This is a genomic window from Cryobacterium sp. Y62 (genome assembly GCF_002929785.1).
In the GTDB taxonomy this organism is placed as follows: domain Bacteria; phylum Actinomycetota; class Actinomycetes; order Actinomycetales; family Microbacteriaceae; genus Cryobacterium.
This window is the reverse complement of the sequence record NZ_PJJK01000106.1, coordinates 67,328-84,193: the sequence shown is the minus strand read 5'-3', so window position 1 is coordinate 84,193 and position 16,866 is coordinate 67,328. Positions and strand designations below refer to the sequence as shown.

The 16,866-nt window shown below is 63.3% G+C and carries 12 protein-coding genes and 1 pseudogene; 3 read left to right on the top strand and 10 right to left on the bottom strand.

Features of this window, described 5'->3' with window-relative positions:
- Nucleotides 1–97: 97 nt before the first annotated feature.
- The 5 genes from CXY71_RS10155 to CXY71_RS10135 form a co-directional block, all read right to left on the bottom strand.
- Entirely contained in the window at nucleotides 98–760 is a 663-nt protein-coding gene (locus tag CXY71_RS10155) for a hypothetical protein (protein ID WP_104135517.1), read from the bottom strand.
- Nucleotides 761–1,288: 528 nt separating this feature from the next.
- A complete protein-coding gene (locus CXY71_RS20700; RefSeq protein WP_146072795.1) occupies nucleotides 1,289–1,651 on the bottom strand; it encodes a 2'-5' RNA ligase family protein in 363 nt (120 codons plus the stop codon).
- A 207-nt stretch (nucleotides 1,652–1,858) separates the two neighbouring features.
- Nucleotides 1,859–2,785 (bottom strand): carbohydrate ABC transporter permease, encoded by a 927-nt coding sequence (locus tag CXY71_RS10145; RefSeq protein WP_104135515.1) that lies wholly within the window; start codon nucleotides 2,783–2,785, stop codon nucleotides 1,859–1,861.
- Nucleotides 2,782–3,672 carry a carbohydrate ABC transporter permease gene (locus CXY71_RS10140; RefSeq protein WP_104135514.1) on the bottom strand — a complete coding sequence of 297 codons (891 nt, stop codon included), beginning with the start codon at nucleotides 3,670–3,672 and terminating at the stop codon, nucleotides 2,782–2,784. The genes CXY71_RS10145 and CXY71_RS10140 overlap by 4 nt, the downstream gene beginning before the upstream one ends.
- Before the next feature lie 91 nt (nucleotides 3,673–3,763).
- Nucleotides 3,764–5,041 (bottom strand): ABC transporter substrate-binding protein, encoded by a 1,278-nt coding sequence (locus tag CXY71_RS10135; protein WP_104135513.1) that lies wholly within the window; start codon nucleotides 5,039–5,041, stop codon nucleotides 3,764–3,766.
- Nucleotides 5,042–5,629: 588 nt separating this feature from the next.
- On the opposite strand from CXY71_RS10135, the gene CXY71_RS10130 reads away from it, so the two are divergent.
- Complete coding sequence (locus tag CXY71_RS10130) at nucleotides 5,630–5,815, top strand: hypothetical protein (protein WP_104135512.1); 186 nt, start codon at nucleotides 5,630–5,632, stop codon at nucleotides 5,813–5,815.
- Nucleotides 5,816–5,834: 19 nt separating this feature from the next.
- Here the strand turns inward: CXY71_RS10130 and CXY71_RS10125 are convergent, their stop codons facing one another.
- The gene (locus tag CXY71_RS10125) at nucleotides 5,835–7,214 is read right to left on the bottom strand and encodes an L-lactate permease (protein ID WP_255412633.1); all 1,380 of its coding nucleotides are present in this window, start codon (nucleotides 7,212–7,214) and stop codon (nucleotides 5,835–5,837) included.
- 177 nt (nucleotides 7,215–7,391) lie between these two features.
- Between CXY71_RS10125 and CXY71_RS10120 the strand changes: the two genes are divergently transcribed.
- Complete coding sequence (locus CXY71_RS10120; protein ID WP_104135510.1) at nucleotides 7,392–9,185, top strand: L-lactate permease; 1,794 nt, start codon at nucleotides 7,392–7,394, stop codon at nucleotides 9,183–9,185.
- Between the two features lie 156 nt (nucleotides 9,186–9,341).
- On the opposite strand, the pseudogene CXY71_RS10115 reads toward CXY71_RS10120, so the two are convergent.
- From CXY71_RS10115 to CXY71_RS10100, 4 genes and pseudogenes are all read right to left on the bottom strand, one after another.
- A pseudogene (locus CXY71_RS10115) lies at nucleotides 9,342–12,222 on the bottom strand (FAD-binding and (Fe-S)-binding domain-containing protein); the annotation flags it as partial.
- Between the two features lie 104 nt (nucleotides 12,223–12,326).
- On the bottom strand, nucleotides 12,327–14,105 hold the full coding sequence (gene gcl, locus CXY71_RS10110; RefSeq protein ID WP_104135509.1) for a glyoxylate carboligase: 1,779 nt from the start codon (nucleotides 14,103–14,105) through the stop codon (nucleotides 12,327–12,329).
- The gene (locus CXY71_RS10105; protein ID WP_104135508.1) at nucleotides 14,098–15,021 is read right to left on the bottom strand and encodes a 2-hydroxy-3-oxopropionate reductase; all 924 of its coding nucleotides are present in this window, start codon (nucleotides 15,019–15,021) and stop codon (nucleotides 14,098–14,100) included. Before CXY71_RS10105 ends, gcl begins: the two co-directional genes overlap by 8 nt.
- A 43-nt stretch (nucleotides 15,022–15,064) precedes the next feature.
- On the bottom strand, nucleotides 15,065–15,853 hold the full coding sequence (locus tag CXY71_RS10100) for a hydroxypyruvate isomerase family protein (protein WP_104135507.1): 789 nt from the start codon (nucleotides 15,851–15,853) through the stop codon (nucleotides 15,065–15,067).
- A gap of 193 nt (nucleotides 15,854–16,046) precedes the next feature.
- On the opposite strand from CXY71_RS10100, the gene CXY71_RS10095 reads away from it, so the two are divergent.
- Entirely contained in the window at nucleotides 16,047–16,808 is a 762-nt protein-coding gene (locus tag CXY71_RS10095; RefSeq protein ID WP_104135506.1) for an IclR family transcriptional regulator, read from the top strand.
- Nucleotides 16,809–16,866: the final 58 nt, after the last annotated feature.

The window sequence follows — 16,866 nt, the reverse complement described above, 5'->3', positions numbered from 1 at the left end:
GGGGCAACAATCATGCCGGACCCGACAGGCCAACTCCCTCAGATACTCACACCATCCGAGGTTACAAACAAGGTAACGGGGCGTGGCGGCGCCCAGGTCAGGCGAGACGCTCGAGAACGGTGCCCTCGCGCATCCGTTCGACACGCACGACGTGATCACGCAGGTCGCGCACGCCGCGCGGGATCGCGAGTTCGGCGACGTCCTGCCCTTTGGTCGCGGCGTGCGACCGGGTCGGATGCTGATAGTCCGCGATCGACAGAAAGGTGTCGCGCCCGCGTGGCTCCTTGCTGTGCCGCTGAGCGAAACCGGAGTTGATCGCGCTCAACTCGATCTCGTCTTCGTGCGCGGCGACCAGACTCTTCGTGTTCAGGGTGATCACTGTGTGGGCGTCGTCCCGATACGACCGGGCCCGCAGAAGTTCCTGCAGAAAGCGCGCCTGCAGGTGAAAAAACACCCGGTCGTTCACTGCGGCGTACCACTCGGCAAGCGTCATATCGTCGAGGGTATCCTCCAACGACGGCTCGTGAATCGCCTTTTGATGACGGATGACCGCGGTCCCGAATTCCCCATGCTCGAGCACGCGTGACTCACCGCGTCGCCTGCCGAGAATAGCGGCCTGCGGCGCGCCCTGTTTGACGCCCCAGCGGGTCACGAGCGCGGCCGGACTGAGCAGCCCGTGGCGCTCGATGGCTGGCCAGCTGCCATCGGCGGCCACGTGGTAGAGCTCGGGGTATAGACGGATTAGATCGCGAGACAGCACATTTCGAGCGTACTCGCCGCCCGAGCCGCCTCGGTCCGTACCGCGCTACACCCCACGAACATCGAAGCCGTGTCGGTGGTCGGTGCTGTCTTGCGGTTACAGCATCGATCGTGCTCCTCTTCGATGAGGCCCATCTTTACAGTTCGCTTCAGGGTGACTGGCTCATCAACTAGGTGCAGACGCCCGGCTTTGGTGGGGCGGCTGAGCACGAGGGTGACGTCGTGGCCGCGGTGACAGACCGCACCCTGGCCGCTGCATCACGCTTGGCTGGCGAGAATTTCCGAAGTGCACAACAATCAACAAGGCGCACGAATCAGAAACGCCGCTGATGAGTGAACCCATGGCCCGGCCAGTGAATGCGCTGCGACGCTCAGTCCGCGTCGAGCGTGACCCAGTCTCGAATCAGGAGCGCATTGCCGCTGTGCAGGCCCAGGTAGCGGCCGACAAACTGCGCGGCATTCCCACAAAACAGTGGATTATTGACTTGGCGAAGACATCTGCCCGAAGTCGCCGATGGCGGCGTCCCGCTCAGTATTTCTGAACAGCACAGTATTTCTGAACAGCACAGTATTTCTGAACAGCACAGTATTTCTGAACAGCACAGCGTTTCTGAACAGCACAGCGACTCGGAACTATCGTGCGACGTAGCCTGTCGTCGATAACTGTCATCGGAATATTGTGTCGGCGGCCGAACAGCTCGTTCTGCCCGATGGTTACCGTCAGGGCATCCTGCCCTGCCATCGTCGCGGCTATGACCTGCGCAATTTCAGACGGCGCAGCATCCGTTTTGAAGGGGGCGAGCACGGTAATGTGCAGCGGCCGGTCCTCGACGGTGAAGCTCTCGCCGGTTTGAAGTGGCCTGAGCGGCAGAACGACAACGAGATGGGGCATGCGCCGATTCGAAGCCGCGGCGAGCTGCTGGACCGGGCGTGTATAACCGCGGAGATTATCGCCGTAAAGGGCCGCAATCGCCCGGAGTGATCAGCGGGATAACTCCGCAGTTCTGCACACCTCCTCAACGTTGTGCCCGCGCGGCCGGCCGAAGTGGATGCAGCCACAGCCGACCGAGACCGAGACCGAGACTGACCGCGCGAGAAGTTACTTGACCGATCCGCTCATGAGCCCGCCGATGAAGTACTTGCCGAGGATGATGTACACGAGCAGGGTTGGCAGCGATGCAATGAGCGCCCCGGCCATGGCCGTACCGTAATTGGCCAGTTGCGCACCCTGCGCGAGGTTGTTCAACGCGAGAGAGACCGGGCCACCGCTGGTGTCTGAGAGAAACATGGCGAACAGAAAGTCGTTCCAGGCGTTGGTGAACTGCCAGATGATCGTGACCACGAAACCCGGCAGCGACAGGGGCAGCACGATCGAGGCGAAGGTGCGCAGCATACCGGCGCCGTCCATGCGCGAGGCTTCCATGAGTTCCATCGGAATGCTCACGTAGTAGTTGCGAAAAATCAACGTGCAAATCGGCAGCCCGTAGATCACGTGCACCATGAGCAGCGTCGAGATATCGCTCGGCAGCCCGAGGGATGTCTTCATCTGCACCAGCGGCGTCATGATGGCCTGGTACGGAATGAACATTCCGAACAGGATGAACGTGAAGACGATGTCGGCGTGCGGAAACCGCCAGCGCGAGAGCACGAAGCCGTTCATGGCACCGACGAACGAGGAAATCAGCGCTGCCGGAATGGCCAAGAGGAACGTGCGGCCGATCGACGGGGCGAGGGCAGCCCAGGCTCCGGTCCAGTTATCGAAGCCGGTGGGTCCGCCCGGGGCTACGCTCTCCCAGGGCCACCGCACCGGGAGCCCCCACGACGTTGACGCTGTGACGTCAGCCGGTGGTTTGAAGCTGGTCACGATGAGCACGTAAACGGGAATGAGTACCACGAAGACGAAGACAATCAGGAGCACGTATTTAAGCGTGCGCCCGATGGTGAAGCGGCGCGCCGGCTTGGGCGTGCGCGGGGCCGGATCAGCCCGAGGTCGTGAGACCGGGGGTGCTTCTTCGGTGACGGTCATCGGTTCGCCTTCTCTGAACGCCACGTTTGAATGAGGTAAGGGATGATGAAGAGCGACGCCAGTAGCAGCAAGATCGTGGCGATCGTGGCGGACTTGGCATAGTCATTCGAGGTGAGAGTGACCCACATGTAGGTGGCGGGTACCTCGGTCTGGTAAATCGAACCGGTCACCGACATGATCAGGTCGAAGACCTTGAGCGACATGTGGCTCACAATAATCAATGCCGACAACGCGATCGGGCTCAGCTGCGGGAAGACCACGAAACGGTAGAGCTTCCACTCGGAGGCGCCGTCCATGCGAGCAGCCTCGCGCAACTCCTGCGGAACGCCGCGGAAGCCGGCCAGGAACAGGGCCATGACGTAGCCGGAAAGCTGCCAGATGGCGGGCATGGCGATGGCAGCCATGCCCCAGATGGGCTCATTCCACCAAGCGTTTTGCAGAAAGCCGAGCCCGAGGCTTTCAAAAATGCGGTTGAGACCGGATGCCCGATCACCCTCTGCGCTGTTGAGTAGCCAGCGCCACACCACACCGGAGGCAACGAACGAGATCGCCATCGGAAACAGGAAGACGGAACGGAAGACGCCTTCGGCGCTTACGCCCTTGTCGAGCATCCACGCCCAGATGAAGCCGAACAGCATCGTGCCAGCGATGAAGACAACCGTGAACATGACGAGGTTGAACAGCGAGTGCAGAAAACGATCCTCACCGAGGAGGGCCAGGTAGTTTTCGAGACCCACGAACTCGGACTCGGGCGCGAGACTGTGCCGGTTGGTCGTGGAAACCTGAATGTTGGCGGCGATGAGGCCGTACACGAAGATTCCCAGGATGAGGATGGTGGGGGACACCAGCAGAAGCGGGGGTCCCCAGTTGCGTACTCCCTTGCGCACAATGCGCCTTTCCGTGCGTTGAATCGTTGCAGCGTTAGAGCACCCTGCTGGCGAGGCAGAGGCCTCGCCAGCAGGGTGCGGATGAAGCAGATTAGCCCAGTGCGCTCGAGGCAGCCGAGACCATTACAGCGATCAAAGCGTCGCTGTCACGGTCGGAACCGAACTTGCCAATGGCCGAGGAAAGGTCAGCCGACCAGGAGGCCGCCGCTGCAGCACCGTGCGCCAGGGAGCTGACGACGGTGTCTTCGCTGAACGACTTCAGCGCGGTCTGCTGGTAGGCCGGGTAGTCGGATGCGACAGCATCCGTTCTTGCCGGAATGGAACCCTTGGCGATGTTGAACGCCTTCTGGCCCTCGGCTGAGCTGATCGTGGTCAGCCAATCGATGGCTGCCGCCTCGTGCGGGGCACCCTCGGGCAGGGTGAAGGAGTCAGCGAGGAAGTCGAAGATGCCCTCGGTACCCGGGGTGGCCCAGGTGGTGTACTCGGTGCCGTAGGTCTGGCCAGCCTGCACGAATGCAGCCTCGGCCCAGTCGCCCATGACGTTGTAGCCAGCGTTGCCGTCTAGCACGAGCTGCGTGGCGGCATCCCAGTCCAGTCCGACATAGTCGCTGTTGACGAAATCGAGCAGCTGGCTGTAGTGGTCAACGGCCGTCGCAACGCCGGGACCATCCCACGGGGTGGTACCGTCCCACAGGCCGGTGTAGCCCTCCGCGCCGAGATCGGCAATGAGCACATTCTCGAGCAGCTGCATCTGAGTCCACTCGGTGCCCAAGGAGAGGGGAGTTTCGACGCCGGAGTCCTTAAGCGTGGTGAGATCCGCAATCCAGGCGTCCATGTCGGCGGGCGCAACAGCCGGGTCGATGCCCGCGCTCTCAAGCACGTCGATGTTCACCCAAGTGACGTTGGCGCGGTGGATGTTGCTCGGCACCGAGTAGATCTTGCCATCGGAGGTGAGCTGGTCGATCAGCGTGGCTGGGAAGGCCTCGTTGAGACCGTTCTCTTCGTAGAAGCTGCTCAGATCCTGCAGCTGGCCGGCGGCAATGTAGTCGGTGAGCTCGGCACCGGCGTGGGCCTGGAAGGTGTCGGGCGGGTTGCTCGCCTCAAGCCGAGACGCGAGGGCGGCCTTGGCGTTCGAGCCTGCACCGCCGGCGACGGCGGCGTTGTTGAAGTCCACGTCGGGGTACTGTTCGTCGAAGACGGAGACGAGGGCGTCCAGTCCTACTTTTTCTGATCCGGAGGCCCACCAAGTGAAAACTTCAACCTGATTGGCGTTGCCGTCGTCGGCGCTCTCAGCGGCCGGGGAACAGCCAGCCAGGGCGAGGCCGGCCAGAGCCGCACCCGCGATAATAGATAGTCTTCTTTTGCGCATGTGATTTTCCTCCGTTGGACAACCTGCCCCCGATCTGCTGTGGTCGGGGGTGCCTGAGATACCGCGCATTTGCCAAAGGCAGCCGACAGACGTCGGCGCGCAAAGCGACGTGGGCAAGAGCCTCACTCCCAGCGTACGTTCGCCACTGGCTGAACGTCAAACTAGCAAATCTCACTTTTCCGATCGAAAATGACGGCGAAGTGCCTGGTCGGCCGGCAGAGTAGACGAAGGGGTGTAGTTTGCGGGCGACGATCGCCATGCCCCAATCACCGCAGGGCGTAGCCGACCTGATCTTGGAGCGGTACAACGCAATCATGACGAGTTCACCTCTGATTCTGAGCCCGATGATGCGCTCGTGCATGTTGACGAACTGCGTGCCTACGCTCTGCGCCCGGCCTCGCCTGACAGCGACGTGCCACGCCCAAATCTGATCCTCTTTCTGGGCGATCAGGTCTAAGCCGACCTGACCGCCGAGGTGATGCAAAAGTTCATCACGGCGCGGCGTGATATCACGAAGCCGCCCGCGAAGTCGACCCGGCTCGGCGGGCACTTTTAGAAGACGACGAGATCGGCTGGCTGAATGAGCGGATGCGTGGCGGCTTTCGCCACCCGCTGATCGGCACCGCGCTGCCGTTTCTGCTGCCGCCCGGGCTTCACCACCTGAAATTCTGGGATGAGGCAATTTCCGAAGGGGCCTGGGGCAAGCCAGTCGCGCGGGTCGCTGAATGGCTGCGTCAGCTGGTCGATCTGGAGCTGGGGGCACCATCCAGTTGAGTACGGGGGTGGATTGGAGCTAGATCAAGAGGGTGAGCAGCACGAGCAGGCCCAGGCTCCAGCCGATGAGCTTGCGTAGGAGCGTGCTCTCTGCGCCGGCGAGTCCGACGGCGGCTGCGGCTGCGGCTACGGCAAGATTCTGCACCGAGAGCATCTTGCCCAGCACCCCGGCTGAGGAATTCGCCGCAGCCATCAAGACCGGCGAGAGGCCAGCCGAGTTGGCGGCGGAGACCTGCAGCTGCCCGAACAGGGAGTTCGACGAGGTATCGGAGCCGGTCAAGGCCACACCGATCCACCCCGGCAGCGGGGAGAGCAGGGCGAAAAAACCGCCGGTAGAGGCCAGTGCGACGCCCAGTGTGCTGGCTTGTCCGGACAAATTCATGACGAACGACAGGGCGAGCACGGCGGTGACGGTGACGATGGTCCAGCGCAGTTGCAGCAGGGTTTCCCGGTAGATCCGCAGTTCCTGGCGCGGCGTGATCTTGTATAAGGCCATCAGGACCGCACCGGAGATCAGCACGGATGTGCCCGCTGCCTTGAGATGGTCCAGTTTGAAGAGCTGAGCTACAACCGGATTGCCGGCCGGGTCGATCACATTAAGTCCCGGCCACCGGAACGTCACGCTGCCGAAAGCGGTCAGCCAGGCCCTGACTATCGGCACTTGGGCAATCGAGAAGATCACGATAATGATCAGGTAGGGGGCGACGGCCGTCCATACCTGGCGCGCGCCGGGCCGCGTCGTTTTCACCGGCGCGGCATCGATCGATGACGCTGCCACAGCGAAGGAGGAGGCGGCAGTCGACGTTCCGGCCCGAACTGCCAGCGCACCGCCGTTGTCGGCGGCGCCGGTCAGCACCTGCAGGTCATCCGCGGGTGCATTCGTTGCTGCCGCTGAGAATCCGATGGTTTCGCGCGGCTGCCAGAACCTCAACATGACCAGTACGGCGGCAATGGTCGCGAGGGCGGCAATCACGTCCACGAGTTCGACGGCGAGAAAGTTGGAAGCGAGAAACTGTGCCACCGCGAAGACAACGCCGGCGACTACTGCCACCGGCCAGGTCTGTTTCACGCCGCGCTTGCCGTCAACGATGAAGACCAACACGAGCGGCACCAGTAGGGCCATGAACGGGGTCTGTCGACCGATCATCGACGCGAGGTCATGAATGGGGAGCCCAGTGACGCCGCTGAGTGCGATGATCGGCGCCGCCACCGATCCGAAAGCCACCGGGGCAGTGTTGGCGAGTAGCGCCACCATCGCCGATTTGAGTGGTTTCATGCCGGCGGCCAGTAGCATGGCCGCGGTGATGGCCACCGGTGCCCCGAAACCGGCCAGTGCCTCGAGCAGGGCGCCGAAGCAGAAGGCGATCAGGATCGACAGAATCCGCATGTCATCACTAATGGCGCACCGAACATCGTGATGCGCTGGCTCTGGACCGTGGGTGCGGCCTTGTCAGTCATTGCCTGCGTCTAAAGGCGGCACATCCGTTGACCCTGAATGGAGCGACGCCCTAGAATGACATCCACAAAGCAATATTAAAATTTCACCATACGAAAATTGGTCAGAGAGGACCTAATCGTGGACAATCTTGCTGTGCTGAGCCTTCTAGCGCTGGCACCAATTCTGCTGGTGGGCATTTTGCTCGCCGGATTTCGATGGCCCGCCAAGTACGCCATGCCAGTGGGCTACATCGCGACCGTGATCGTGGCCCTCGTGGTGTGGAAGATGGACTTTCTCGGAGTCATCGCCGCTTCCCTCGAGGGAGTGATCATCGCGGCAACCCTGCTGTACATCGTGTTCGGTGCTCTCCTGCTGCTGTCAACGCTGACGGTCGGAGGAGCGATGTCCAGGATCCGCGCCGGGTTCAACAACATCTCGCCCGACCGGCGCATCCAGGCGATCATCATTGGGTGGTTGTTCGGAAGCTTCATCGAGGGCGCTTCAGGCTTTGGTACTCCCGCCGCGGTCGTCGCGCCGCTGCTGCTGGCGATGGGCTTCCCGGCGATGGCTGCCGTTATGGTGGGCCTCATCATCCAGAGCACGCCGGTGAGCTTCGGCGCGGTCGGCACCCCCATCATCGTGGGCGTCGGCGGCGGACTCGGCGGTGATCCGGCAGTGGCCGAACGCCTCTCCGTGCTCGGCGTCACGATGCCTGAGTTCGTGGCCTCGATTGGATTCCAGGTGGCGTCGATGCACGCGATCGTGGGACTGCTCATTCCGCTGATTCTCGTGTGCATGCTCACGGGCTTCTTCGGCCCCGAGCGCCGTTTTCGTGACGGGCTCGCGATCTGGCCGTTCGCGCTCTACGCCTCGGTTGCCATGACCATCCCCTCGGTTCTCGTGGCCCGCTTCCTCGGCCCGGAATTCCCCTCACTGTTCGGCGGCCTCTTCGGACTCATCCTGGTGATGTTCACCTCAAGTAAGGGCTTCCTGATGCCGAAGAAGACCTTCGACTTCGGCCCGCGCGCCACGTGGAGCCCGCGCTGGATGGGAACAATAGAACCGGCGGCGGCACCCGTCGCATCCGCTCGTGGCATAAGTATCGTGAGTGCTTGGGCACCCTACGTGCTGATGGCCGTGTTACTGGTCGGCAGCCGGGTGATTACGCCGGTTACGGGATTCCTCACCGGCATCGCCATTCCGTTCAACAACATTCTGGGCACCGATATCTCTGCTGCCGTGCAGCCCTTCTACTCGCCGGCCTTCCTGCTCATTCTGGCGTCGCTGTTCGCCTATGCACTTCACCGCATGAACGGCAGGCAGATTCGCGAGACCTGGGTGGTCTCCGGCAAGCAACTCGCCGGAACCGCCGTGGCCCTGCTGTTCGCCGTGCCGCTCGTGCGCGTGCTGATCCAGTCCGGGCCGGACCTCAACATGTCCGATCTCTCGAGCATGCCGGTGACCCTTGCCGAGGGCGCCGCGGCCGTCTCGGGTAGTTCCTGGCCGTTCATCGCCCCGTTCATCGGAGCGCTCGGAGCGTTCGTCGCCGGTTCCAATACCGTGTCGAATCTCACATTCTCCCAGTTCCAGTTCTCCACCGGTAACGCCATCGGGGTCAACCCGGAGCAGGTGGTGGTCGCACAGGCTGTAGGAGGCGCCGGCGGAAATCCGATCGCCATCCACAACATCGTTGCAGCCTCGGCGACGGTGGGACTGCTCGGCCGGGAGGGAGACCTGCTGCGCAAGACGATCCTGGTCACGCTGTACTACTGCATCGCAGCCGGCTCGATTTCGTTCATTTTCATTTACGGCCTCGGCTTCAACCTCGGCTCGATCATGCTCGTGCTGCTCATGACGACGCTCGGGCTGATCGTGCGCTGGATGTTGCGCCAGAAGGCGGCCGTGCTGGCCCCCGAACCGACGCGCGTTTAGTACCGTCACCCGGCAGCGGGCGGCAGCGGAGGCATCCGTTGTCGCCCGCTGTGTTGTTCCGGGCGCGCACAAAAAACCGGAGAATGTGAGACACTCGACGCGGGTTGGTGATTCACCACAGCATGTCTCAGAAACCCCGGTTTGAGAGAGGTGGGCCTACGGCCGGGTGACTTCTTCGAGCAACTCGAGTACGTGGCGATACGGCTTGCCGGTGGCACGCGTCATTCCGAGCTCGCAGGTGCGGTTGCAGGAGGCGTGGGCGGTGGCGTCCATGGCGACGACGTCCGCGGCTTGGGCGCGCGTGGCGGATGCGGTGAGTTCTGGGTGGAGCATTCCTCGGTCGCCGGCGAACGCGCAGCAACCCCAGTTCTCGGGGATCTCGACGTGTTTGGCGATGGCATCGGCGACGGTATCGAGGGCCGGGTTGATGCCCATCCGGGTCGAGGAACAGGTGGGGTGCAGCGCGAGAGACTCGATTTTTTTATACCCCGGCAAGCCCGGCAGGATGTGGATGGCTGCGAACTCGACCGCGTCAATGACGGTCAAGGGCCGCGCGCTGGTGTCGCCCTCGATGATGTGGCGCAGGCCCTCGGTGCAGGAAGAAGCATCACAGACGACAGGCAGTTCGCCCTCGCCGGTGGCGGCGCGCAGGACGGCAAGGGTTTTTTGGCTCATGGTGGCGAGCCCGTCGGCCATGCCCTTGGACGACCATGGTGTGCCGCAGCACAGGGCATCGATTCCGGCCGGAACGAGGAGGGTGATGCCGGCGCGTTCGCACAACTGCTCGAAGCTGACCTGTACGCCGCAAGTTCCGGTAGTGGCCGGACCGAACATTGTTTGCACGCAAGCGGGAAAATAGACGGCCTGCGGCGCATCCGCTGGCAAGGCACGCTGCCGGGTGATTTCCGACGGTGGATTACGCATGGCTGGTTTCGCTTTCTTCAACTTTGATGGATGGGTGCGCCTTGGGCGCAGACGTCACCGCCCGACGTTTACGGCTGGCGCCGCCAGCGGGCAATTCAGGGGAGTAGAGGGGCACGGCGTCTGTGCCGAGCACGGCGCGGGCCAGCTTGTTGGGCGCGAGGATGACGCCGACGGGTACCGTGCGAACCACATTCAGGGCCACGCCAGCACCCTGAGACACGGCGCCCCAGTTCTTCGCGGCAACATTCCAGATTGCTTTCTCGACCGGGTTGGCGTCGTCCCGGCGCAGGCGTTTCATGAGGTCGCCGGTGTTGATCGTGACCGGGCAGGCTGTCTGGCACATGCCGTCGGCGGCGCAGGTCTGCACGGCGTCGTACTCGTAATCTTTTTCCAGCTCGGCCACCAGGGCGAGATTGCCATCGAGCCGGGCCTGCTCGATGGCACGCAGCGATACGATGCGCTGCCGGGGTGTGAGCGTCACGTTACGGCTCGGGCACACCGGTTCGCACCAGCCACACTCGGTGCAGCGGTCTACTTCGCTTGCCACGGCTGGGATGGCTTTGAGATCTTTGAGGTGCGCGTTCGGATCATCATTGATGAGCACACCCGGGTTGAGCAGGCCGGCCGGGTCGAACAATACCTTGATGCGCCGCATGACGTCATAGAGCTCGTCGCCGTATTGGCGTTGCACGTAGGGTGCCATTACGCGCCCGGTACCGTGCTCGGCCTTGAGCGAACCACCCTCGCCGAGCACGAGGTCGACGAGGTCTTCGGTGAACCGGCTGAACCGTTCCAGCCCGGTCGGGCTGCTGAAATCGTCGGTGAGCATGAAGTGCACGTTGCCGTCTTTGGCATGACCAAAAATCATGGAGTTCTCGTACGCGTACTTGGCGAACAGCCGAATGAGTTCCATGCAGGTGCGGGCGAGCGCCGGCACGGGAACCACGATGTCTTCGAGCAGGGCGTTCGTGCCCTGCGGCCGGGTGCCACCCACGGCTGGGATGATCCCCTTACGCAGATACCACAGCTGGCCGCGGATGCCCGCATCGGTTGTGAAATCGGCCGGCAGGGTGAGATTCAGCGTGTTGACGGTCTGCATGCCGGTCTCAAGCAGCTGCGCTAGTTTCTCGGACGACTCGGCGTGGTATTCCACGAGAAGGGCGGCGTGCTCCTGAACAACGAGGTCGAGCACGATGGCCGGGGCACCGGGCATTTGCTGCCCCACGGTCAGCGATAACGCGTCCATGAGTTCCAGGGTGGCCGCGCCGGTCGCCACGAGGGCGGGCAGCGCGGCTGTGGCGGCTTCGAGCCCGGGAAATACGAGCAGCGCCGTCGTCACATGCGGCAGTTTGGGCACGGTACGAAATACCGTCTCGGCCACGAAGCCCAGTGTGCCCTCGCTGCCCACAATCAGGTGCGCGAGCACGTCTACCGGCCGGTCGAAGTCCAGAAGGGAATTCACGCCGTACCCCATGGTGTTTTTCATCGAGAACTGCTGTCGAATGGTGGCGACGGATGCCGGATTACTCCGGGTGCGCCGTGCGAGTTCGAGCAGGCCGTTGTATAAGACCGGCTCCCGCTTCAGGAGCTGGTCGTCGGCATCCGCTGCCCCGGTGTCAACGACGGTGCCGCTGGGCAGCACCACAACGACCGATTCGAGGGTCTGGTAGGTGTTATCGACGGTGCCGCACGCCATTCCAGAGGAATTGTTTGCCACGACGCCGCCAATGGTTGCCGCGGACTCGCTGGCCGGGTCGGGCCCGAACTTGCGGCCATACTTGGCCAGCCGGATATTCACGGCGCGCACAGTGGCGCCCGGCTGCACCCGCACCCGGAGGCCGTCGTCGAGTACCTCGATGTTCTTGAAGTTGCGACGCACATCGACCAGCACCCCGTCGGTGATGGCCTGCCCGCTCAGGCTAGTGCCTCCCGACCGGAACGTGAGGTGTGCGCCCTGCGCCGCAGCGGCGCACAGGAGCGCGCCGACCTCGGCAGCGTCCGTGGCCACCACGACCGCCTGCGGGATCAGCAGGAAATGTGAGGCATCGTGGGCGTTGGCGTACCGGTCGAGGGCCCGGGTCTTCACCCGGGCTGGGTCGGTCACGGCCGCGCGGAGCGCACCGAACATGATGCTGGCGCTCGGGGCGTTAACGGTTGTTGTACTCACAAGAACTCCTTTGTTCGTGAATTGCACGTGCACTAGGTCAAAAAGGCGAGTCAGACCGCGAAGGAGAGCGCGGTGGGCACATCGGTTGCTGTCTCGGCCAGGGCTTCAAACTCGGTCACGGCATCGATCTCGGCGGCGGCCATCGAGATATTCGTGACCCGCTCGAGGATGACCTCGACGACCACGGGAACCCGGAACTCGGCCATCCAATCCCGTGCCTGCGCGAACGCTGCCTGCAGATCGTCGGCTTCGCGCACCCGGATGGCTTTACAGCCGAGGCCCTCGGCCACCTTGACGTGGTCGACGCCGTAGCCCTCAAGCTCGGGCGAGTTGATGTTCTCAAACGCGAGCGACACCTGATAATCCATGTCGAACCGGCGCTGCGCCTGCCGGATCAGGCCGAGATAGGAGTTGTTCACGACGACATGGATGTACGGGATGTGGAATTGAGCGCCCACCGCCAGTTCTTCGATCATGAACTGAAAGTCGTAGTCGCCGCTGAGCCCGACGACCGTTTTCGTCGGATCGGCCACGGCTACCCCCAGGGCAGCAGGCAGCGTCCAGCCGAGGGGACCGGCCTGGCCGCAATTGATCCAGTGCCGCGGGTGGAACACATTGAGAAACTGTGCCCCGGCAATCTGAGAGAGCCCGATCGTGGTCACATATCGGGTCTCGGTGCCGAATGCCCGATTCATCTCCTCATACACGCGTTGCGGTTTCATCGGCACATTGTCGAAGTGCGTCTTGCGCTGCATCGTGTTCTTGCGGTGTACGCAGCTCTCAACCCAGCTCTCCCAATCGGGCAGTCCGCCTTGGGCCTTGCATTCCCGTGCCAGTTCAACCAGACCGCGAAGCGCAGCTGCGGCATCGGAGACGATGCCGAAGTCTGGTGAGAAGATCCGCCCTATCTGGGTGGGCTCGATGTCAATATGAATGAACGTACGGCCTTTCGTGTACGTGTCGAGGCCGCCAGTGTGCCGGTTGGCCCAGCGGTTACCGATGCCGAGAACGAAATCCGATTCGAGCATGGTCGCATTGCCGTAGCGGTGCGAGGTCATCAGTCCCACCATGCCAGCCGCGAGCCGGTGGTCGTCGGGGATGCTGCCCCAGCCCATCAGCGTGGGAATAACCGGAACATTTAACACCTCGGCGAGCTGCACTAGCTGCTCCGAGGCATCCGCGTTGATCACGCCGCCGCCGGCGATGATCACCGGGCGCTTGGCCAGCAGCAGCATGGCGAGTGCCTTCTTCAGCTGGGCAACCGATGCTGCGGGCCGGGCTACCGCCAGTGGCTCATAGGTGTCGATGTCGAACTCGATTTCGGTGAGCTGCACATCGATCGGCAGGTCGATCAAGACCGGGCCCGGACGGCCGGAGCGCATCAGATAGAACGCCTTCTGGAAGACGCCGGGAACCTGCCCGGCCTCGAGCACGGTGACGGCCATCTTGGTGACGGGAGCCGCAATAGAAGCGATGTCGACGCCCTGGAAGTCTTCCTTGTGCAGCTTGCTCACCGGAGCCTGGCCGGTGATGCAGAGGATGGCCGTCGAGTCGGCCCATGCAGAGTAGAGCCCGGTCATCATGTCGGTGCCGGCCGGCCCGGAGGTGCCGATGCACACGCCGATGTTGCCGGCTTTGGTGCGGGTGAATCCTTCGGCCATGTGCGACGCACCCTCTACGTGGCGGGCCAGGATGTGGTCGATGCCGCCGTGAGCGCGCATGGCCGAGTAGAACGGGTTGATGGCGGCGCCCGGAACGCCGAAGGTCTGGGTGGCTCCCTCTTTCTCGAGGATGGCGACGGCGACGTCGACTGCACGCATTTTAGACATGTGGTTCTCCCTGGAGCTGAATCGTCGGTGTTTCGGTGTGCGAGCGGCCGGACATCTGCTCGACCAGCAACAGCAGAGCCGAGTGATCGAGCGAACCGTGGCCTTCGGCACGCAGGGCGCCCATCAGCTGGGCCACCATCGCACCCAGCGGAATGGCGACGCCGGCGGCGCGGGCAGCGGCGGTGACGATGCCCAGGTCCTTGTGGTGCAGGTCGACCCGGAAACCCGGTTCGAAGCGGCGCGCCACCATTGAGGCCGCCTTGCGGTCCAGGATTCGATTGCCGGCCAGTCCGCCGGCCAGAACCTTGACGGCGGCCTCGGTGTCGACCGAGTGTGCCTCCAGAAATACGAGCGCCTCGGCGACGAGCTGGATGGTACCGGCAACGATGAGCTGGTTAGCGGCCTTGACCGTCTGGCCGGACCCGGCCGGACCGACGTGCACGACGGTGCTTCCCATCGCGTCGAGTAGGCTGCGAACGGCCTCGACGTCGGCGGCGTCCCCGCCGACCATGATCGACAGGGTGCCCTCGATCGCGCCGGCCTCGCCGCCGGAGACGGGGGCGTCGACGGCCTTGAGCCCGGCCTCCCGTGCAGCGTTGGCGAGGCGAACGGTAACATCGGGACGGATTGTGCTGGTGTCAATCCACGTAGCATCGGCCGGGGTGTTGGCGAAGACGCCGTCCGGGCCGCCGACGACGTTTTCGACATCGGGCGAGTCGGGCAGCATCGTGAACACGACATGGGCATCCCGCACGGCTTCGGCGATGTTGGCCGCGCCGCGGCCGCCCGCGGCAATCAATTGATCGATTCGTGCCGGGCTGCGGTTGAAACCGATGACGTTGTGGCCGGCTTTGACGAGATTGATCGCCATGGGAAGGCCCATGATCCCCAGGCCGATGACGGCAACATTGATCATTTTCGTTGTCCTTTTCTAAATGGTGGCGGATGCGCGTGGTCGGTTAGACAGCTTCGAGCCAGGCAAACGGATAAGCCGTGGTCGTCTTGTACTCAAGCCCGATGGCGCCCTGGTAGCCGAGCTCCTGACTGCGCGCGAGCCACTCGTGAATCGGTAGGGTGCCCGTTCCTGGTTCGCCGCGACCGGGTGCGTCGGCAATCTGGATGTGGCCGAATTCGTGTGCGTGTTCGGCGATCACGGCTTCGACGTCGTCACCGTTGACGGCGAGGTGGTAGAAGTCGGCGAGCAATTTGATGTTCGTGTCGCCGGTCTCGGCGCGCACCCGGTCGATAACGGACAACACGTCGGTCGCCGTTCGCAGGGGATACTTCGGCGCCCCGCTCACTGGCTCAAGCAGCACGGTGCCACCGATCAGGGCGACGGATCGCGCGGCGAGGGAGAGGTTTTCGATAGCGAGCTCGTCTTGTTCCTCGGCGGTGACGCCGTCGATACGGTTTCCGTAGAGGGCATTGAAGGACGTGCAGCCGAGGCGCTCGCCGATGCCGGCCGCGACCGCCAGGTTGTCTCGGAACTCGTTGGAACGGGCGGGCCAGGAGACCAGACCCCGGTCCCCGGCCGGCATGTCCCCGGCCGCGAAGTTCAAACCGGTTAGTCGAACATCGGCGTCCGTGATCGCGTTCTCAAAGTCGGCAATCTCCGTTTCGGTGGGAACTGCGGCGGCAAAGGGCCACCAGAACTCGACCGCGTTGAAGCCGGCGGCCTTCGCCGCGGCCGGGCGCTGGAGCAACGGCAGCTCGGTCAGGAGGATGGAGCAGTTTACGGTGTACAGCATGGGCATCCTTGCTCGAGTCGACAAATGAGCGACTTTGATCCACATATATTTCGCATCGTGGAAGTTAGTTTCTGTTATACGAAAAGACTATGGTTAGTGCGGCCCCGCGTCAACTGCTGTGTACTCTGGGGAACCGGGCGACGATTTCCGCAATGCGGATATCTGTTGTTACACACGGTCTGGAGGCCTGGAGATGGCAGAACGCGCAGCTGGTAGCGGGGTGCAGTCCGTGGAACGGGCTTTTGAACTCTTGGAGCTGATCACGGCTGCCGGTGGAGAGGTGATGCTGAGTGAGCTCGCGGCCTCTACCGACCTGCCACTGCCCACTATCCATCGACTGCTGCGCACGCTGATGACCAAGGGGTACATTCGCCAGCTCGCCAACCGGCGGTACGCTCTGGGCCCCGGACTCATTCGCCTCGGAACGGCAGCCAGCAAGCAGCTGGGCGCCCACGCTGGCCTGCAACTTCGGTCGCTGGTCGATCAACTCGGGGAGACGGCGAACATGGCCGTTCTCGATGCCGACATGGCGTTGTACATCGCCCAGGCTCCGTCCAAACACTCCATGCGCATGTTCACGGAGGTCGGCCGACGCGCGCATGCTCACGCTACCGGGGTCGGCAAGGCCATTCTGGCGCAGCTGGGCGATGACACCGTGCGCGTCATAATGGCCAGGACTGGCATGCCAAGGCCCACGACCATGAGCATCGGAACGGTGGATGATCTGCTGGCCGATCTGGCTCGGATCCGGGAACGCGGCTACTCCATTGACGACGGCGAGCAGGAACTCGGTGTGCGCTGCTTTGCGATGGGGGTTCCGAATGCGCCGACGCCCACCGCCATCAGTGTGTCCGGGCCGGTGTCGCGGGTCGACGATGCGTTTGCGCAGCGTGCCATTCCCGCGCTGCGCGCCGCTGCGGACTCCATTTCTCTGGACCTGAATCCGGCAGCCTAGGTGGCTTCGGATGCGGTGCTGCGCCTCAGTCCCTCTCGTACGCAGCCCTCCCCATGGT